At 34.5% G+C, this 20,434-nt stretch carries 13 protein-coding genes; 12 read left to right on the top strand and 1 reads right to left on the bottom strand.

Annotated features, from left to right (window positions below):
• Window position 1: 1 nt before the first annotated feature.
• The gene (locus D2K62_RS07280) at window positions 2–805 is read right to left on the bottom strand and encodes a helix-turn-helix domain-containing protein (protein WP_112179788.1); all 804 of its coding nucleotides are present in this window, start codon (window positions 803–805) and stop codon (window positions 2–4) included.
• Between the two features lie 289 nt (window positions 806–1,094).
• On the opposite strand from D2K62_RS07280, the gene D2K62_RS07275 reads away from it, so the two are divergent.
• The 12 genes from D2K62_RS07275 to D2K62_RS07220 all read left to right on the top strand — a co-directional run bounded on the left by D2K62_RS07275 (window position 1,095) and on the right by D2K62_RS07220 (window position 20,227).
• Window positions 1,095–2,513 (top strand): APC family permease, encoded by a 1,419-nt coding sequence (locus tag D2K62_RS07275; RefSeq protein WP_112179789.1) that lies wholly within the window; start codon window positions 1,095–1,097, stop codon window positions 2,511–2,513.
• A 267-nt stretch (window positions 2,514–2,780) separates the two neighbouring features.
• Window positions 2,781–4,424: an amidohydrolase gene (locus D2K62_RS07270; protein ID WP_117149033.1), complete on the top strand. Its 1,644-nt coding sequence runs from the start codon at window positions 2,781–2,783 to the stop codon at window positions 4,422–4,424.
• A 31-nt stretch (window positions 4,425–4,455) separates the two neighbouring features.
• Window positions 4,456–4,905, top strand: a complete 450-nt coding sequence (locus D2K62_RS07265) for a DUF3237 family protein (protein WP_112179791.1) — start codon at window positions 4,456–4,458, stop codon at window positions 4,903–4,905.
• Window positions 4,906–5,011: 106 nt separating this feature from the next.
• Entirely contained in the window at window positions 5,012–6,961 is a 1,950-nt protein-coding gene (locus tag D2K62_RS07260; RefSeq protein WP_112179792.1) for a primary-amine oxidase, read from the top strand.
• A gap of 66 nt (window positions 6,962–7,027) precedes the next feature.
• The gene (locus D2K62_RS07255; protein ID WP_112179793.1) at window positions 7,028–7,603 is read left to right on the top strand and encodes a hypothetical protein; all 576 of its coding nucleotides are present in this window, start codon (window positions 7,028–7,030) and stop codon (window positions 7,601–7,603) included.
• A 448-nt stretch (window positions 7,604–8,051) separates the two neighbouring features.
• Window positions 8,052–10,559, top strand: coding sequence for a glycoside hydrolase family 3 protein (locus D2K62_RS07250; protein WP_112179794.1), 2,508 nt, complete (start codon window positions 8,052–8,054; stop codon window positions 10,557–10,559).
• A 515-nt stretch (window positions 10,560–11,074) separates the two neighbouring features.
• Complete coding sequence (locus D2K62_RS07245) at window positions 11,075–11,788, top strand: LytR/AlgR family response regulator transcription factor (protein WP_112179795.1); 714 nt, start codon at window positions 11,075–11,077, stop codon at window positions 11,786–11,788.
• Entirely contained in the window at window positions 11,785–13,104 is a 1,320-nt protein-coding gene (locus tag D2K62_RS07240; protein ID WP_112179796.1) for an ATP-binding protein, read from the top strand. The genes D2K62_RS07245 and D2K62_RS07240 overlap by 4 nt, the downstream gene beginning before the upstream one ends.
• A 66-nt stretch (window positions 13,105–13,170) precedes the next feature.
• Entirely contained in the window at window positions 13,171–15,552 is a 2,382-nt protein-coding gene (locus tag D2K62_RS07235; RefSeq protein WP_117161158.1) for a glycoside hydrolase family 3 C-terminal domain-containing protein, read from the top strand.
• 59 nt (window positions 15,553–15,611) lie between these two features.
• A complete protein-coding gene (locus D2K62_RS07230; RefSeq protein WP_198663139.1) occupies window positions 15,612–16,073 on the top strand; it encodes a hypothetical protein in 462 nt (153 codons plus the stop codon).
• Window positions 16,074–16,135: 62 nt separating this feature from the next.
• Window positions 16,136–19,081, top strand: coding sequence for a beta-glucosidase (locus tag D2K62_RS07225; protein WP_117161157.1), 2,946 nt, complete (start codon window positions 16,136–16,138; stop codon window positions 19,079–19,081).
• 132 nt (window positions 19,082–19,213) lie between these two features.
• Window positions 19,214–20,227: a glycosyltransferase family 2 protein gene (locus D2K62_RS07220; RefSeq protein ID WP_112179799.1), complete on the top strand. Its 1,014-nt coding sequence runs from the start codon at window positions 19,214–19,216 to the stop codon at window positions 20,225–20,227.
• The last annotated feature ends 207 nt before the right edge of the window (window positions 20,228–20,434 follow it).

Raw genomic sequence — 20,434 nt, 5'->3', positions numbered from 1 at the left:
TTTATGAATTGATTATTTCAAGATACTCTTTCGGTGTGATAAACATGTATTTTTTAAAATCTTTATAAAAATGGGCTTTATCATAATAACCATACTTATCAACAATATCTGATAGTAGATAAGGCTTTCTAATAAGAGTGTTAACAGAATATTGCAATCTGACTATTTGGCTAAATTCCTTAGGCGAGAAACCAATGTATTCTGCGAATTTTTTCCGTAAATATCTATCTGAATAGCCTGTTTCTGTTGAGAGCTCTTTTACAGTTTTTAATCCCTTGGATAGGTATATAATATCGAGACAACAATTGATTAGATTTCTATCATAGTTATATCCAGTCTCATTGGCAGGAGTTAAAAAAGAGGTAAACAATGAAATGCGTTTTTTGAATTCGTTTTGTTGGACTATTTGTTCAAGGAATGAGTTATTAAAATTTAAAACATCTGTTAAGGGAAGACGTTTATGATGAAGTAACTCCTCTAATGAACAATTTAAAAATAATCTGCCTTGATCCGGATATAGACGTATTCCAAAATAAGAGGTATGTGCTATAAATTCATCTTGCCTGCGTTGTTCAGGACTAACAGCTACCATCGCAGAAGGATTAGTTGAATGTAAGTTGAAGAGCAAGTCGATACAACCATCAGGAATTATAGGTAATATACCATGTTGGTCTGCTCCAACTTTAAATTGATAAAATAAGGATACACCACTACTTTGCTTTTGATTTGGTTTATATTCTATATATTGCTCACTATATCTTTTTATTTCAGGTTGTGTAGGATTGTAGCTCAAACTATTTATCATGTTAAATTAACTCCTCCTACTTGTTATAGCTATAGTAAAAATTATAGATTGTTTTCTGAATATTTCAATTACAATGTGAGATTATCTAACGCTACTTGTTAATTATTTTGTTTTAGTTCCTATTTTTACAATGAAAGTTTACAGAATTTTTTGTATATTAAGTTTATAAAAGGAGGGGCATTATGTGTTTTCAAAACTTACTTTTGGTAAATCGGCCATTAGAATGCTAAATACATGTTTTATTCTAAATAAATATATCTGAATATTTAAAAAATTGGAGGTAATATGGATGACTAATAATATGAATAATAAGGTAGGTTTATGGACAGCAACAGCTACTGCAGTGGGAATAGTAGTAGCGTCGTCAGTGATGGTATCATTAGGACAAGGATACGGGCTTGGCGGGCCTGGATTCATCATTGCAATGGTCGTGGCCCTTTTATTAAATGTTTTAGTCGCATTTACCTTTGCTGAGTTATCAGGAATGATGCCAAAAGCAGGTGGAATGGTTAACTATACATTGCCTGCGTTAGGTCCCTTTGTGGGAATGGTTTCGGTACTAAGTGGTTATGTTCTTGTCAGTATGTTTGCTGGTGGTGCAGAAATGTATGTTGCAGGAGTTATCGTTAATGATGTATTTGATCTATCCATATCTCCAACTATTGTTTCTGTTATTTTTGTAGCAGCCTTGGTACTGGTAAATATTCGCGGTGTTAAGTTGTTCGGTAAGGTACAGGTTGCTTTAACAAGTTTAATGATATTATCAATTGTAATTATAGGGCTAATAGGATTAACAGGAACTGGAAGTGGTGAACCCTTGGAGACTAGTATTGAATTCAATCCACTAGGAGTAGGGATTTTTAGTTTAGTTGCTTTAGCTTTCTGGCTCTTTGTAGGTATAGAGTTTGTGACTCCGATGGCTGAGGAATTAAAAAATCCTAAAGTATATATTCCCTTGTCTATGGTATTAGGATTACTAATTATTTTAGTTGCAGATTTAATATTTGGAAATGCAGCGATAAAATATGTACCTTTAGATGTATTAGCTAATTCTGACTCGCCTCATATGGATACTTCAACTGCGATTCTAGGAAGGACAGGACAAATTTGGATGGGAATAGTAACAATCTTAGCTACTTCTAGTACACTCAATACATTATTATACGCAATCCCAAAAATGTTGCAATCAATGGCAGAATTAGGGCAGTTACCTAAGGTTTTTGCGAAGTTAAATAAGTGGGGAACACCATGGATTTCCATTATATTTATGGGTGCATTAATGTTAATGCTTGTTGTTGCAAACGTTACTGCAACAAGTTCCATTACAACCTTCATTTTAGCTGGAGCGCTTTGTTGGTGTATAACTTATATCATCGCACACATAAATGTCATTGTCCTACGATTCAAATATCCTAACATGAAAAGATCTTTTAAATCACCGTTGGGTGTTACATTTCAGATAATAGGGATTATTGGAATGGTATTTATGGTAATAAATATTCATCCAGATCCAATGATGAAAACTCAAATTTATCAGTTTGCATTTGTGTTTTTAGCTTTCGTTGTAATTTTCTCGTTGCTGTGGATCAAGATAAAAATGAAAATGAAGTTATTTCAAACTACTAATCTAAGCAATCAAGAATCATCAACTGGCAACCCAAATGAAGAGCCTATACTAGATGAAAAACCTAATATTAACACTAATTAGGAAATAAAAAAGATACTTCTCTCTAAAGTTTGGAGAAGTATCTTTTTTCTGCGCATTTCACCTCAATGTAATCGTCTACAAGGTTTCTCTATTATAAACAGGAAGCACTTGCATCCTTTCAACCTTTTTAAACGGGTAATAAGTAAATTCACCCGTTTGGGTAATTGTTGACTTTCAAATTATAAAGTAAGTTTAAAGAAGGTAAGACAGAATTGAAAAAAAAATCATTATATTTCTATCAACTAAATTTAAGGAGTGATTTTTCGTATGACAGATTCAGTATATAAAAATGGGAATATTTATTGTGTAGAACCAAAAGGAACTTGGGCACAGGCCGTTGCTATTAAAAATAAGAAATTCATTGCTGTTGGAAGCAACGACGAGATAGATTCTTATATAACTCCTGAGACAGAAGTGATAGATTTATTGGGGAAAACAGTAATTCCAGGACTTCATGATATGCATACACATGCCTTAATTGGCTCATACGAATTATTTAATACCTGTAACCTACCAACTGCAGCTACTAGTACTCTAAAAGATCTACTCGAAATGATTGAACAATACTTGAAGACAAATCCACAAGCAGAATGGATTACTGGTGGTGCATGGCAGGCATTTGTACAGGATCAGCTTCACAGAAAGCATTTAGATGCCATTGAACCTAATCGTCCTATATTGTTATATGACTTTTCCCATCATAATGCCTGGGTAAACAGTAAAGCGCTAGAAATTGCAGCGATTGATGCAAATACACCAAATCCTTCTGGTGGTATGATTTTAAGAGATGAAAATGGTGAGCCGACTGGTATATTACTAGAAAGTGCAACACAACTAGTTGCAAAGCATATCAAGTTCCATGAAAAGTATAACCATAAAGAATCAGCTAAGTTTATTATGAAATCACTAAATCAATATGGCATTACTAGTATTAAAGATGCACTAGCAGATAAAACTGTTTTGGATACATATCAGATACTGGATAAAGAGGATAACTTGAATATGAGGATAGCGGCATATTTACCGTGGAAAACAAGTGTTTTAGGCGCTGAGGCTACAGAGGCAGAACAATTATCATTGATTGAAAATCGAAAACAGTATCAATCAGACTTAGTTCAAACGAATTTTGTTAAGATGTTTATTGATGGTGTACCAGTTGCGAAAACTGCTGCATTCTTTGACAATTATGTTGGGGAAGAAAACAATTATGTAGACCAATTGTTAATAGATCCAGATACATTAAAAAAAGATTTCATTTATCTAGACAAACAAGGTATATCGATAAAAATTCATGCGACAGGTGATGCAGCAATTAGTGTAGTTTTAGATGCGATCGAAGCATCAAGTGCAAAAAATGGATCTACTTTAAGACATCAAATTGCCCATACGAACTTTGTGAGTCCAAAAGATTACAAGCGGTTTAAGCAAGTGAACGCCGTTGCAGAGTTCTCCCCTCCACTCTGGGCACCAACAATTACTCATGAGGGAAATAAAGCTGTGCTAGGAGAAAAGCGTGCCGATCAAGCATATCCAATCAAATCAATCATAAAAGAGGGTACAACTTCTGTTTATGGTTCAGATTATCCTATTATACCAGATCCAAATCCTTGGTACTCAATGGAAGCTATGATTACACGAGAGGATCCTTCTCGTGAATTTCCAGGGGCGTTAAATAAACGGGAGGCAATTACGGTGTTTGATGCGGTTGAAATCTTCACGATTAACGGAGCAAAATCAATGTACTTAGAAGATCTTACAGGCTCTATAGAAGTAGGGAAATCCGCAGATATGATCATATTGAATCAGAATATTTTTGAAATTGTTGCTTCTGAGATTCATCATACAGAGGTACTTGTTACTGTTTTTGGTGGAAAGAAAATATATGAAAATGATGAAGAGGTTATGAAGTAACTTGTACTAAATTAAAGGAGATGGGAGCAAGATGGAGATCGGTTTGGAATACATTTTTCAGGCATATATTAAGTTAGAAAAAGGGATTGACGTCGGTTTAACTGCAAATGGTTTCCGTAACATCGTACCTATTATAGGCGGTAATTTTAAAGGAAACGATTTAAACGGTGAAGTGATTCCAGGAGGAGCTGATTGGCAACTTATTAGACAAGATGGGATAATTCAAGCCGAAGCAAAGTACACGTTAAAAACGGACGACGGGGCACTAATCTTTGTGGTAAATAAGGGGGTCATAAACCCAGAACTAGGTTACGCCAGAGCGTCTCCACATTTTGAGGTTTCTAATGAAAAGTATATGTGGCTCTGTAAATCGCTTTTCATAAGTGAAATAACACCAATGTTGGATGAAAAAACGCCTATATCAGATGATCCTAGCCCTAGTCCAAACGGGGTATCCATTAGATTTTATCGAGTCACTTAAGAATGAATATAATAGCAGGGAAGTAGAAACTTAATCTGTTCCGTTTTTTACAATGATTAATAACAGAATTTTTAGTATATTTAGTTTAGAAAAAGGAGGGGTAATAATGAGTATTCAAAAATTAGTATCTGTAAATCATCCATTAGAACCTTTAAGAGCAGAAGAAATAGAACAAGCAGTCAGTATTTTAAAGAAGGAAAAACAATTAAATGATTCTGTTCGTTTTGCAACAGTAGTATTACATGAGCCAGAAAAGAAGTTTGTACTTAATTTCAAACTTGATCAAAATATTGATCGTGAGGCTTTCATTGTAGCATTGGATAATAAAGAAGAAAAAACATATGAAGCAGTTGTATCTATTACGAATGAGGAAGTTAAATCTTGGGATTATATTCCGGGAGTACAAGCCGGGATTATGTTAGATGAATTTGAAGAAGTAGAAAACATAGTTAAAAATTATCCGAAATTTCAAGAGGCTTTACTAAAAAGGGGCATTACTGACTCGGAATTAGTAATGGTTGATCCATGGTCAGCAGGTAATTTCGGTATCAAAGAAGATGAGGGTATAAGATTAGCACGTGCAATTTGTTGGATGAAAAAGTTTCCGCTCGATAACGGATACGCCTATCCATTAACTGGTATTGTTGTCTATGTTGATTTGAATAAGCGGAAGGTTCATCGATTTGAAGATCATGGTGTTCGTTCTATTCCACCAACAGATGCAAACTACTCACCAGAAACATCCGATAGCATCTTTACTAGGACGGATTTAAAACCACTGGATATCATTCAACCTGAAGGGCCAAGCTTTGAAATTGATGGTCATAACATTAAATGGCAAAAATGGGACATTCGTTTTGGTTTCACACCACGAGAGGGACTAGTGCTTTATAATGTTGGATATGAAGATAAAGAAAAAATTCGTCCAATATTATATCGCGCTTCCTTGTCAGAGATGGTGGTGCCTTATGCGGATAGTAGCTTTGCACACAACACCCAAAATGCCTTTGATGCAGGAGAATACGGAATGGGTCAGTTGGCAAATTCATTAGAATTAGGATGTGATTGTTTAGGTGAAATTCGTTACTTTGATGCAGTTATGTCCGACAGTAAAGGAAATGCAAGAACATTACCGAATGCAGTCTGTTTGCATGAAGAAGATTATGGCGTAGCGTGGAAACACACGGATTGGAGAACAAATCAAGTGGAGGTGCGTCGCTCTCGTAGACTTGTATTATCGTTCTTCTGTACGGTTGGAAACTATGATTATGGTTTTTATTGGTGTTTTTATCAAGATGGTACGATTGAAATGGAAGTCAAACTAACTGGTATGTTGAACACCGGTACTTACGATGAAACAGGTAAATCTAAATATGGTACAGAGGTTGCGCCACAATTGAATGCATCTCATCATCAACACTTTTTCAACTTCCGTTTGGATACGATGGTAGATGGTATGCAAAACTCTGTCGTGGAATACCATACGGAAGCTGAAGCCGAAGGGAAACACAATCCTTATGATAATGGCTTTTACACGGTATCAAAAACATTTAAGAATGAGCAAGAAGCACAGCGTGTGATAGACATTCCGTCTCAACGTACTTGGAAGGTCATTAATGCTAACTCCTTAAATGCAGTAGGTACTCCAGTTGGTTATAAAATTGTTCCAGGGGAAAACTGCTTACCATTTGCTGGTCAAAAATCTAGTGTTTTAAAACGTGCAGGTTTCCTTAATAAGCATTTATTCGTTACAAAATATGATCCGAAAGAAAAGTATGCTTCAGGAGATTATCCGAACCAACATCCTGGTGGAGAAGGTATAACCAAATATGCAGAAGCAAACCGTAATATTGAGAATGAAGATGTAGTCATGTGGTACACAATGGGCCATCATCATATTACAAGACCAGAGGATTGGCCAGTAATGCCAACTGCTTATATTAGTTTTCAGTTAAAGCCTGTCGGATTCTTTGATCGAAATCCTGCACTAGATTTACCAAGACCAGTATCAAAATCAGGACATTGTAAGACTAAAGATAGTGGTAGTTGTCATTAAAAAAGAGAGAAGAAGTAAGAAGTAAACACTTCTTACTTCTTCTTCACAATTGGAGGAGGTCTTGACATGCTGATTACTAGTCTTATTACGGTTATCTTGTTTAGTTTTTTCTTTTATTTATCAATCAAATCAGCAAGTAGTGAATCGATCAAATCATTAGGAAAATGTGTTCCGATGGTTTTAGGAATGACGAGTAGTGTTACCATCGGTTTAATTATAGGAGTTTGGATACCTGATTTCCTTGCTATTGCGACAATTGCTGCTATTACTGTTTCATCACTTGTCTCCTTTTTATTTGTAAAAAGATTTGGTATCAACGGAATTATGGAAGCACAAGCAGCCAGTTTTATGGGAGCAATGATGGGAGCTATGTTAGGAGTCATGCTTACATCTACTACGGAAGTTGTCCTTATGTTAGTAGCATCGATCCTGTTTTTCATCGTTAGTGTTGGTATCATGATTGCGTTATTAAATAAAAAGTCGGGTCAAAAAGTAGTGCTTTTTACTAAAAGAATAGAGTTTTATGTATTACTAGTATTAACAGTAAGTGTGATTGGCGCATTAGGGGTTCATGAAATATCGAAGGAAGGAAGTACAGATCAAGAGAATATGGAGGAAGAAATGCTTGAACATTCTCATTAAATTAGAAAGAAGTAGTAGCATTAAGTACGTAAGTGTTATAAAAAATAGGGTATGCTAGCACAAGACCTCTTTAGAAAAGTCTAAGTTATATAAACTTTTCTAAAGGGGTCTTATAATGTTTTTAAATAATTTCAATTAATCCTTATGTTTTATAAACGATATTGAAAATCATGTTTAGAAATAAACCAGCTTCATAAAAAAATAGTAACGCTCATCTTTTAATGTGATAAAGAGAATAGAAGAAACATAAAATGATATATATTACCTTTCACAGATAAATGTTAAAGTGCAACTAAACAAATAGCTTAGACTTCTATAAGAAAACTATAGCTAAAAATAAAGCGCTTTCAAATTATGTAACTTATACAACAGTTTATGTAATTTGAATTTTTGTGTTTACCTTCAGTGCTATACTAAATTTAGTCAAATGGAAAGGGGAGATTATTAGATGAAAGATAAGATGAAAAGATTAATTTATTTATTAGTAATGTTTACTTTATTAACTGTTCTTATTGCATGCACTAATGATAGCGCTACCAATGAAAATGAAGAAGTTGAATCTGAACAAGAAGAGACTGGCGGTGAAACTGATTCTGATGGACCTATAGAGCCTATAGAACCTGAAGAATTAGGATCTGGAGATGTTAAATGGGAGGAAATAGAAACAGCTTATGGGTATTCATTAGTTACCAATGAAGATGGAGAAACACTAGGTAGTTCTAATGAGTCTAGTGTTGAGCTAATCCAAGTTGATGGGTTTGCTTTCAAAGATTTGAACAAAAACAACTTGTTGGATGCATATGAAGATTGGAGATTAGAAACAGATGTAAGAGCACAAAACTTAGCAACATTGTTGCCTGAAGAGGATATAGCAGGGATGATGCTTTACAGTGGACACCAACGTGATCTTAGTGAGAACTTAACAGAAGAACAAATTACATTTTTAGATGGTGGTCTTCGAGCAGTTCTAAATGCAGCGCCATCAGTATCGGCAGAAGACACTGCTAAGTGGAATAATGCTATGCAAGCTTATGTTGAAGGAATTGGTCTTGGTGTTCCAGTTAATACGAGTACAGATCCAAGAGATGAAGGTATATCTGTATGGCCCTCTAACCTTGGTTTAGCAGCAACTTTTGATACTGCGATTGCTAGCGAGTCTGCAGCTACTGTATCAGAAGAATACCGACATTTAGGTATAACTACGCTGCTTGGACCTCAAATCGATTTATCATCTGAACCAAGATGGTCGCGTATTGTAGGAACGTTTGGCGAAGATCCTGCATTGTCTAGAGATTTAACTCAAGCTTATGTAAACGCTGTCCAATCGACCTATGATGAAAGTGATTCTGATTTAGGATGGGGAGAAAATAGTTTAAATGCAATGATAAAACACTGGCCTGGTGACGGCGCGGGTGACAGTGGACGTGAATCACATTCAGAAACTGGTGAATATACAGTTTATCCTGGTGGACAATTCGAGACACACTTAATTCCGTTCGTTGATGGCGGTTTTGATTTAGAAGGTGAAACTGGCTCAGCAAGTAGTATTATGACATCGTATTCAATTGCGTGGAGTGAGGATGGCTCACTTGGAGAGTTCCAAGGTACTTCTTTTAGTGACTATAAGATGGATCTGCTTAGAGAAAAATATGGTTTTGATGGTGTAATCACTACTGACTGGCGTGTAGTATTAGATCCGCCGCCTGAAGGTGAAGGTCAACCACACGGTGTTGAAGATTTAACTATAGCAGAAAGACATTATGTCGCTCTTATGCTAGGAGTGGATCAGTTTGGTGGAGTAAATGATCCAGTGCCTTTATTAGAAGCATATCAAATGGGTGTTGAAGAGCACGGGGAAGAGGTTATGCGTGCGCAATTTGAAGAATCTGCAGTTAGATTATTAAAAGGTTATTTTAGAACAGGATTATTTGAGAATCCTTATGTAGATGTTGCGCAAGCTTCAGAAGTGGTGGCGAATGACGAATATGTTCAAGCGGGATATGAAGCACAACTGAAATCTGTTGTTATGCTAAAAAACAGTAATAATACTATCCAAGCAGCAGAAGGTTCAGAAAAACCAACTGTCTATATTCCGATGATATTTAGGCCCGCATCTGAATCTCGTAGTGGTGTTACGCCTGCTTCATGGACACTACCAGTAGAAATTAAGGAAGCAGAACAATTCTATAATGTAGTAACTGACACGGTTAGCGAGGAACTTACGGGACCTGAAGATGAAGAAGGAAATCCTACTGTAACGGTTGACGATATTATTAGAGCAAGCTCCACAGAGATAGCAGATGTTGATTATGCTCTTGCTATTGTCGATAGTCCATCTAACGTAAATGCTAGAGGTGGAACTAATGAAGAGACTGGTGAATTTATTCCACTATCAGTACAATATGGAACATATACAGCAGACTCTGAATCTGTACGAAAAGAATCTATATCTGGTGATATGGTTGAAGAAGTAGTAGAAGATACCTATGGTGCACAAACCGTAGAAGAAAAAGAGAATCGCTCATACTTTGGAAAAGAAGCTATGATTATTAATTCAACAGATCTAGATTCTATATTAGCTGCAGGAACTAATGTTGCAGAAGATGTACCTGTTATTGCAGCTATTAGAGCAGAAAATCCGATGGTACTCTCAGAGTTTGAAAATGAAGTGGATGCAATAATCATGGGCTTTGGTATCAGTGATAGTGCATTAATGGAAGTAGCTTCAGGAAACTATGAGCCATCTGGTTTATTGCCTATACAAATGCCTGAAAGCATGGAAACGATAGAAGCACAATTTGAGGATGTACCACGTGATATGGAAACTTATGTTGATAGTGAAGGAAACAACTATGACTTTGCATTCGGACTAAATTATTCTGGTGTAATTCAAGATGAGCGTACAGAACAGTATGGTATCCCAGCTTTAGTTACCCCTGATAATACAGGAAATTAATATCAATGCTCGTTATAAATAGTTGAACGTAAGTTGAAGAAAGTTTTTAAAAAAGTAAATAGAATCCCAAGGGAGAAATCTCTTGGGATTCTTTCTTAGAATGAGAATATAAGATGTAGGTAGTTAATTTAATGGAAGTTTCTTGTGATGGTTAACAATTGATTCACATACTAGAAAACAAGAGCCCCCCATAGAATTTAATTTGAGTTCCAAAGACAAATCATAATAATCACAAATTAAATTTATCCCCTACCAGGCATTCAAAGCATACGGTAAGCATATATCCGATATTAGAGTGGTTTTATTTCTTGAAATATAATAATTAGTTATTTCTTAGCTTCTTCAGAAGATATAATTTTACAGTTTATGCATGAAAACAACAGGTTGTGTAATTTGTATATATGATGCTTTTCGATGTTATATAGTATAGATACTAACTCATCTTGAAGCTGTTTCATGACAATATGTTGTCCATTGCATAACATAACATAACATTCACTATTAGAGGTGATTTTATGATTCATGTTGCTATTGTAGAAGATGAAAAGATGTATGCGGATACATTAGAAGGATATATTATGCGGTATTCAGTTGAAAGTGGAGAGGAATTTAAGGTTGATATATTTTCGGATGGTGATGGAATTACTAAGGACTACACACCTAAGTATGGAATTATTTTTCTGGACATAGAGATGAAGTTCATGGATGGTATGACAACAGCTAGACATATAAGGAATTCGGATCAAGAGGTCATATTGATCTTCATAACTAATATGGCCCAATATGCAATTAAGGGCTATCAGGTGGATGCGATGAGTTACCTTTTAAAGCCAGTGCCTTATTTTGCATTTTCACAAGAAATGAATCGTTCGATCGAGAGGTTAAAGCAGAATAAGAATAATAATAGTATTCTGCTTCCTAACAGCAATGGAATGGTTAAGGTTGATGTGAAAAGTATTCTTTTTATAGAAAGTTACAAGCATCGTATCATAGTTAACACGATGAATGAAAAATATTCATTTGTTGGTACTATGAAAGAGATGGAGAACAGAATGAAAATGTACAAATTTTTTAGATGCAATAATGGCTATTTAGTTAATTTATTTCATGTGACTGGTGTAAAAGATAATGAAGCAATTGTAGGTGATGACTATATCCCTATTAGTCGTGCTAGAAAAAAAGATTTCCTTAACTCACTTACAGATTATGTAGGGGGATTATCGAAATGACTATCTCTGATATTCCTAGAATCTTTACTGCAATAGTAGAGTGGGGTGCTTGTCTGGTTTTTATTATACCGAATAGGAAAGCATCAAGGAACTGGTATTGGATAATGATATTGTTGTTGTCACTATTAACTTTGATTGTTTACCATTTGATAGCAGATCATTTGCCTGTTCAATTTTGGTTAGTGGGTATGTTCGGAGCAGCTTTCATCATGTATATATTTATCAACCTTACATTAAATAGGGATCGTAGGTCAGCAGCCTATTATGCTGCGTTTGCATTTATTACTGCAGAGTTTATTCAGTCTTTGGAGTGGCAGATTCATACATTTATATTTGCTGAAAATCAAAGTGGTGAATTTTTATTAAGTATTCTATTTGCAATGTCTATATACGCTGGTGTATTGATAATAATTTGGCACTATATATCCAGGAGCTTGCATCCTAATATTCATTTCTATGTTAGTAGTAAACTAATGTGGGCTACCATTATCATTGCAACTGGTGCATTTCTTGTTAGTAACATTAGTTTTGTTTATACAAACACGCCTTTTAGTGGGCGATTACCTCAGGAAATATTTTATATTAGAACCTTGGTTGATTTTTCTGCTTTAGTCGGTTTGTTTGTTCTTAAAGAACAGCATTTTCAATCACAGATAAAGTATGAGTTAAAATCCATCCAAGATATATTAAATAGGCAGTATGAGCAGTATAAAATGTCAAAGGGAAGTATTGAGATAGTAAATAGAAAGTACCATGATTTAAAGCATCAAATAGCCGTAATTAGAGCTGAAACAGATATAAGTAAAAAATCAGAGTATCTAGATGAGTTAGAAAAAGGGATTATGTTCTATGAAACTTATAATAAAACAGGCAATCATGTATTAGATACAATTTTAAATAGTAAATCATTATTATGTAAGGAATATGAAATTAATATGACGTGTATTGCTGACGGACATTTAATTGACTTTATAGATATTATGGACATATGTACTATTTTTGGAAACGCATTAGATAATGCAATCGAGAGTGTTAAGCAAATAGAAGAAGTAGATAAACGTTTGATTAAAGTAGCCGTATTTAACCAGAATAATTTCCTTATAATTCGTTTTGAAAATTACTATGAAAGTAAACTTAATTTTGAAAAAGGTACGTTAACTACTACAAAGAAAAATAAAGACTACCATGGTTATGGAATTAAGAGTTTAAAGTACACTGCTAAAAGCTATGATGGTTCAATGACAATTCATACAGAAGACAATTGGTTTAGGTTATGTATATTAATCCCAATAGAAGAAAGTAGTAACAATAAGTAATGTGAGGAGGGAAAATGATTATAATCTAATGTAAGTATATTTGATCAATATAATCATTTGAATGATATGAAATATAGAGATTTGATTACGAAAATGACAATAGAAGAAAAAGTTTCTTTGCTGGCAGGAAAAGACTTTTGGACGACTCATTCTATTGAAAGGTTAAATATACCTTCAATGGCAATGGCTGATGGCCCTCATGGTGTGAGAAAACAAGCTGAAAATGGCGATCATTTAGGTTTAGTAGAAGGTGTGAAAGCAACGTGTTTCCCAACGTCAGCAACAATGGCTAATAGTTGGAATGTTGAGATCTGTGAAAGAATTGGTCAAGGTCTAGGTCAAGAGGCCGTAGCTAGCAATGTCAATGTTTTACTTGGCCCAGGTATGAATATTAAAAGGAATCCTTTATGTGGAAGAAATTTTGAATACTTTAGTGAGGACCCTTATCTATCTGGTAAATTAGCTGCAGCATATGTTAGAGGAATTCAAAGTAAAGGTGTTTCAGCGTGTCCAAAGCACTTTGCGGCTAATAATCAAGAGTATTTACGTATGACCAATGATTCAGTAGTAGATGAAAGGACTTTAAGAGAAATTTACATGACTGGATTTGAAATTGCAGTAAAAGAAAGTAACCCTAAGACAATTATGTCATCCTATAACAAAGTTAATGGTGAATATGCTAATGAAAGTGAAAAACTCCTTAGAGACACTCTAATTGATGATTGGGGATTTAATGGAATAGTAGTCTCTGATTGGGGTGGAAGCAATGATCATGTTGAAGGAGTTAAAAATGGAAATCACTTAGAAATGCCAACAACCGGAGGTGACAGTGATTATCAGTTACTTGAAGCTATAAAAAAAGGTGTAATTACTGAATCACTTGTAGATAAACGTGTTGAAGAGTATCTTGATGTATTATTCAGTGTTCAAATTCAAGGGGAACATCAAGTGAATTATGAAGAACATCACGAACTTGCAAGGAAAGCTGCAGAGGAATCTATTGTTCTACTAAAAAATAATGACACGCTTCCTTTGAAACCGCATACAAAAATTTCAGTTATTGGAGATTTTGCAGAAACTCCTCGATATCAAGGAGCTGGTTCTAGTTTAGTGAATTCATATAAATTAGAAAGCACTATCGAAGTAATCTCTGATTATGAATTAGACTATATTGGTTATGTCCAAGGTTATGATCGTATTGGTAGAGCAGATTCTAATAAAATTAATGATGCAGTAAATTTGGCTGAAAAATCTGATGTGATTTTACTTTATATCGGTTTAGATGATGTTAATGAAGTAGAAGGTTATGACAGGGAGCATATGAAAATTCCTGAAAATCAAGTTCAACTAATTGAAGCGTTAGCTAAGTTGCCGCAACCAATTGTAATTGTACTTAGCTGTGGCGCACCAATAGATATGCTATGGAATGATCGTTGTGATGCTATTGTTCATGGGTATTTACCCGGCCAGGCAGGTGCAAAAGCAATACTTAATGTCATGGTAGGTAAAGTTAACCCAAGTGGTAAATTAAGTGAATCTTACCCATATGAATATAAGGATTTGAGTAATTACAACTATTATCCAGGTCTAGAAAAAACAAGTGAATATAGAGAAGGGCTATATGTAGGATACAGATATTTTGATACAAATGCTGTTGATGTACGCTATCCATTTGGTTATGGACTTAGCTATACTTCATTCGAATATTCAGATATAAAGATTGATTCTAATAGTGTTAGATTTACTATTTTGAACACAGGTGATATGCAAGGCAGTGAGATTTCACAGTTATATGTAGGAAAGAAGTCAAAAGCAATCTATCGCCCACTTAAGGAATTAAAAGGTTTTAAAAAAGTTTATTTAGAACCTGGTGAATCTAAAGAAGTAGTTATTGAATTTGATGACAAATCGTTTAGGTACTTTGATATTAATACAATGAAATTCCAAGTAGAAGATGGAGATTATGAAATTATGATTGGAGCATCTTCACGAGATATAAGGTTATCGGGAACATTATATGTAAAAGGTGTGGAGGTTATTAGAGACACAAATATATCTAAAAGATATTTCAGTGGTGATGTTCAGCAGATTACTAACGAAGAGTTTGAAGGCCTATTAGGACATAAACTTCCCGATGCCGATTGGGATCGAACAAAACCGCTAGGATTAAATGACTCTCTTACTCAGATGACATACGCTAAAAGCAGGTTAGCAAGACTGGCAATCAAAATTCTTCTTACACTAAGAAAGCGCTCTTTTAAGAAAGGTAAACCTAATTTAAATATCCTTTTCTTAACAAATATGCCATTCAGGGCAATTGCTAAAATGAGTGGAGGTACTGTTTCTATGGAAATGGTCGGAAATATTGTAACTATTGTAAATGGCCATTTTTTCAAAGGAACAAGCAGGCTGATAAAATCCTGGATTTGGTTAGGAAGGAGAGGTTAATTATTATTACTCAGATAAGTAACTTTAGAGAAAAACATGCACAATTATATGAATTTATTATGTTTAATCTATTAAGTAATATTGCTACAATTACAAATTTCGTAGTTCTCAACATTAGTATGACTTTAATCTTTAAATCTATGACATCTACAGATTTTAACTTTTGGATTTTTAATTATACCTCAGAAAATGGTGGATTAGGAGCATTCTATTCTTTCTTAATTAGTTTTTTTGTTGCACAAGGTGTGAATTTTGTCGTTCAACGTAAACTGGTTTTTAATTCTAATAATAAATTGGGTGCAGCAATACCTATCTATTTATTTACAGTTATTGTTGTTTATATCATTTGTCTGTATATACCAACACTTGTCTTAGGACCAATATCAAGCGTTGTAGGCTCTTTCTGGGGTACTAATATTACTAACGCTATCAACATCATGGTACAGGTGATTATTATATATCCAGTACTAAAATTTATTGTGATGAAGAAAGTTCCCGAAGAAGATGCTCAAATTTCATAAACAAATAGCTATTCTTTTTTATGAATATATCTAAAGTATTATAAAAGAAGGAAGGTTTTTTTATGAATTCAAAAAATCAACAACCGACAATAAAGAAAAAAAGGAAAATAATTAGAAAGGTTTTATTATCTGTTTTTATTATAATAGTAATTGCTGCAAATTTATTGCTTCAAGTGTTTGAGGCACACGCTAACCTATACTTAGGTCGAGGTGACGTTATAATCAATGAAGCTGAAGGAACAGATGGATGGGAAAGCCAATATTATCCTTTAGATTATGAGAATGAAGAGGAGGTAATTAGTGCTTCTGAAGAAATGATAGAAGAGATTTCGAATGAAGGCTTTGTCCTAATGAAGAATAACGGTGTCTTACCGATGGCAGAACAATCAAAAGTTACTTTGTTGGGGCGAAATTCAGCTGATCCTGTATATGGTGGTTCTGGATCAGGATCAGTATCTTTAGACACAGTAGTTGACATGAAAACAGGCTTATTGAATACAGGATTTGAAATTAATGAAGAAGTGTATTCTGTCTTAGAAGAATATGCAGGTTTTGAAACAGAGCTAACCAGTACTGGTAGCGAAAAGCGTGTGTACAACAATCCAAAGGCTGATATTATCATGGATAGGCCAGAGGATTCTTCCTATTATATTGGTGAAATGCCAGTAGATAATTATACACAGGAAGCTATTGATAGTTTTACTAATTATTCTGATGCTGCAATTGTATCTATCGGTCGTGGTGGAGGCGAAGGAGGGGACTTAACCACAGATATGGCGGGTTGGGATAAAAATTATGAAGAAGGACAACACCAGCTAGAGCTCAATTATGATGAAAGAGAGACAATTGAATTAGCAAAGGAAAACTTTGAAAATGTTATTGTGGTAGTTAATTCAAGTGCTGCACTGGAAATGGGTGATTTAGAAGAAGATGAAGGTGTGGATGCTATTGTTTGGGTAGGTTCACCTGGGCAAACTGGTTTCAATGCTTTAGGTAATATTTTAAATGGATCAGTTAATCCGTCCGGTAAAACGGCAGATATTTATCCTGCTGATTTCACTAAAGATCCAACATTTGTGAACTTTGGTTCATATCAATATTCAAATATTAGTGATAGAAATGCAAGTGGAGATGCATTCTTTGTCCAATACGAAGAAGGTGTCTATATTGGGTATCGTTACTATGAGACAGCTGCAGAAGAAGGATTTATCGACTATGATGAAGCTGTTGTCTATCCTTTCGGTCATGGTTTAAGTTACACAACTTTTGATTGGGAAGTTGTTGATCAACAATTAGGGGATGTAGATGGAGAGATAACAGTAGATGTCGAAGTTACAAATACAGGTGATACTTATTCTGGTAAGGAAGTTGTTCAACTTTACTATTCAGCACCATATTATGAAGGTGGGATAGAAAAATCAGAAGTGGTATTAGGAGACTTTGCAAAAACATCATTACTTGCTCCAGGAGAATCTGAAATTGTTTCAGTAATAATTGCAGTAGAAGATATGGCTTCATATGATTATGAAGATAATAAATCCTATGTTTTAGATGAAGGTGAGTATGAAATTCTTATTCAAAACAACTCGCATGAATTAAAAGAAGGTATTGAACCGATTGTCTATACAGTAGATAACACACATATTTATGATGAAAGTAATACACGTACGTCAGATGTGGTAGCAGTTACGAATCAATTTGATGATGTAAATAGACTTTTTACTGACACCGCTGAAGAAGGTAAAATTCTCAATATGTCACGTAATGATTTAGCAACAACCTTCCCTACAGCACCTACAGAAGAAGATATGAAGGCGGACGAACAAATAATTGAAGGTTTCCAACCATATGTTGCTGCAGAGCATGTAGATCTAGATGAAGAAATGCCAACAGCGGATACTGAAAATGGATTACAACTGATTAATTTACGTGGTGTACCGTTTGACGATCCAGCTTGGGACTTACTTCTAGACCAAGTAAAGACAGAAGATATTGTATCTGTAATAATGGATGGTGCATATAACACAAAACCTATTGAAAGCATCGGGAAGCCAGCTACTGTAGATCTTGATGGTCCAGCAGGTATCTCAGCATTCATGGGTGATATACATGGTACAGCATATACTTCTGAAGTGGTTATGGCATCGACATTTAATACTGATTTACTTTATCAAATGGGACAAATGATCGGTAATGAAGCAATTTCTCTTGGAGTTAACGGGTGGTATGCACCAGGGTTGAACTTACACCGTAATCAGTTTGCTGGAAGAAACTTTGAGTATTATTCAGAGGACCCATTACTATCAGGGAAAATAGCGCAAGCTGTTGTTGAAGGTACTTCTAGTAAAGGTCTGACTACATTTATTAAACACTATGCATTAAATGATCAAGAAACGAATCGAGTAAATAATGGCGTAAGTACATGGGCGAACGAACAAGCAATACGTGAAATCTATTTAAAACCATTTGAGATGGTAGTTAAAAATTCAAAAACGACATTAGAGTATCATGCTGATGATGACGGTGTTTTAGATGAGAAAGAAATGAATGCTGCAACAGCTATTATGAGCTCATTTAACCGAGTTGGTTCTACATGGGCTGGTGGAAGTCATGCACTAATGCAGACTGTTCTACGTGATGAGTGGGGATTTGAGGGTGTTGCTGTTAGTGACTTTAATTTATATGATTATATGTATGTAAATCAAGGAATTGCTGCTGGAACAGATTACAACATTACATTTGCATCAAACAAAACGATTGAGGATACGGAAAGTGTAACAGCAGTTAATGATTTAAGGAAATCAGCGCACAGAATATTATATGCTGTTGCTAATAGTAATACAATGAATGGTATTATTCCTGGAACTACAATTTCCTATGAAATGGCAACATGGAAAAAAGTACAAATCATTGTTGATATTGTTATTATTTTGGGTTTAATAACAGGCTTTGTAATTAATCGTAGGAAAAAACAAAAACGAGTGATTGAAAGTAATGAAGCTATTTAAGTTGAGTTTATAGATAAGTAAACACTAAAATTCGGCACAATTTAATTGTAGTCGAATTTTAGTGTTTAAGAATGAATTCGAGATAAGCTAAGAGTATTGACTGAAAAAAAGTTATAAAAAGGTAGTGTGAATATGAAATTATTATCAGTAGTTATACCTTGTTATAATTCACAAGATTATATGAGATATTGCATAGAGTCCCTATTACCAGGAGGGGAAGACGTTGAGTTACTAATAGTGAATGATGGATCTGTTGATAGATCAGCTGAAATTGCCGATGAATATGCAAAAAAGTATCCTACTATCATTAAATCCATACATCAGGAAAATGGCGGTCACGGTGAAGCTGTAAATACAGGGATTCGAAATGCATCAGGCAGATATTTTAAGATAGTAGATAGTGACGACTGGGTTGATATCAGAGCGTACATGAAAATATTGAAAGTGTTAAAATGTTTAATTGATGATAATTTAGTAGACCTGATTATTAGTAACTTTGTATATGAGAAAGAGGGTGCTAAATATAAGAAGATTATGAAATATGACAACGTACTTCCCCAGAATATGGTCTTCTCTTGGGATGATATTAAACATTTTCGAAAAGGTCAGTATATTTTAATGCATTCTGTTATCTATCGGACACAATTGTTACTAGATTGTGAGTTAAAGCTTCCTAAACACACATTTTATGTGGATAATTTATATGTTTTTACTCCATTAAAATTTGTTAACAATATCTATTATGTTAATGTAGATTTTTATCGGTATTTTATTGGACGAGAAGACCAATCTGTTCATGAAAAAATAATGATCAAACGAATTGATCAACAGATAAAAGTTAACAAACTTATGATCGAACAAGCTAACCTGGAGTTGATCAAGAATCAAAATCTGTACCAATATATGCTTAGGCATTTAGAAATCGTTACAGTAGTATCTGCAATTTTACTAATTCGTTCAGGGACTGTTGAAAATATCAAGAAAAAAAGAGAATTATGGAGATATATTAAAAAGAATGATAACGAGTTATACCATAGCTTGAAATTCGGAATAATGGGAAGCTTAATTAATTTGCCAGGACCTGCTGGACGTAAGATTTCGGTGGAAGCATATAAACTATCACAGAAACTTGTAGGGTTTAATTAATGATTATAAGCAATGATAACTTGATTATGAAGTTATCATTGCTTTATAGATTACTAATTTTATAATTCAGATTTTACATATATTGTATCACTAGCATTGAACGAATTCGTTCCCCACCATTTGATAAAATTATCTGTACTTTTGCTCCGTGGATGTGTGATTCTGATCCCAAACCTTTTCAAAATCTCTTCTACTCCGTAATAGTTT

It is taken from the genome of Paraliobacillus sp. X-1268 (assembly GCF_003426095.1).
In the GTDB taxonomy this organism is placed as follows: Bacteria; Bacillota; Bacilli; order Bacillales; family Amphibacillaceae; genus Paraliobacillus_A; species Paraliobacillus_A zengyii.
Note: the sequence above shows the minus strand (reverse complement) of the source record. Positions and strands in the feature narration are given on the sequence as shown.

What these genes read in the sequence shown, in the direction of transcription:
- D2K62_RS07280 (WP_112179788.1), bottom strand. Translation starts at nt 805, where the DNA reads ATGATAAATAGTTTGAGCTACAATCCTACACAACCTGAAATAAAAAGA.
- D2K62_RS07275 (WP_112179789.1), top strand. Translation starts at nt 1,095, where the DNA reads ATGACTAATAATATGAATAATAAGGTAGGTTTATGGACAGCAACAGCT.
- D2K62_RS07270 (WP_117149033.1), top strand. Translation starts at nt 2,781, where the DNA reads ATGACAGATTCAGTATATAAAAATGGGAATATTTATTGTGTAGAACCA.
- D2K62_RS07265 (WP_112179791.1), top strand. Translation starts at nt 4,456, where the DNA reads ATGGAGATCGGTTTGGAATACATTTTTCAGGCATATATTAAGTTAGAA.
- D2K62_RS07260 (WP_112179792.1), top strand. Translation starts at nt 5,012, where the DNA reads ATGAGTATTCAAAAATTAGTATCTGTAAATCATCCATTAGAACCTTTA.
- D2K62_RS07255 (WP_112179793.1), top strand. Translation starts at nt 7,028, where the DNA reads ATGCTGATTACTAGTCTTATTACGGTTATCTTGTTTAGTTTTTTCTTT.
- D2K62_RS07250 (WP_112179794.1), top strand. Translation starts at nt 8,052, where the DNA reads ATGAAAGATAAGATGAAAAGATTAATTTATTTATTAGTAATGTTTACT.
- D2K62_RS07245 (WP_112179795.1), top strand. Translation starts at nt 11,075, where the DNA reads ATGATTCATGTTGCTATTGTAGAAGATGAAAAGATGTATGCGGATACA.
- D2K62_RS07240 (WP_112179796.1), top strand. Translation starts at nt 11,785, where the DNA reads ATGACTATCTCTGATATTCCTAGAATCTTTACTGCAATAGTAGAGTGG.
- D2K62_RS07235 (WP_117161158.1), top strand. Translation starts at nt 13,171, where the DNA reads ATGAAATATAGAGATTTGATTACGAAAATGACAATAGAAGAAAAAGTT.
- D2K62_RS07230 (WP_198663139.1), top strand. Translation starts at nt 15,612, where the DNA reads ATGTTTAATCTATTAAGTAATATTGCTACAATTACAAATTTCGTAGTT.
- D2K62_RS07225 (WP_117161157.1), top strand. Translation starts at nt 16,136, where the DNA reads ATGAATTCAAAAAATCAACAACCGACAATAAAGAAAAAAAGGAAAATA.
- D2K62_RS07220 (WP_112179799.1), top strand. Translation starts at nt 19,214, where the DNA reads ATGAAATTATTATCAGTAGTTATACCTTGTTATAATTCACAAGATTAT.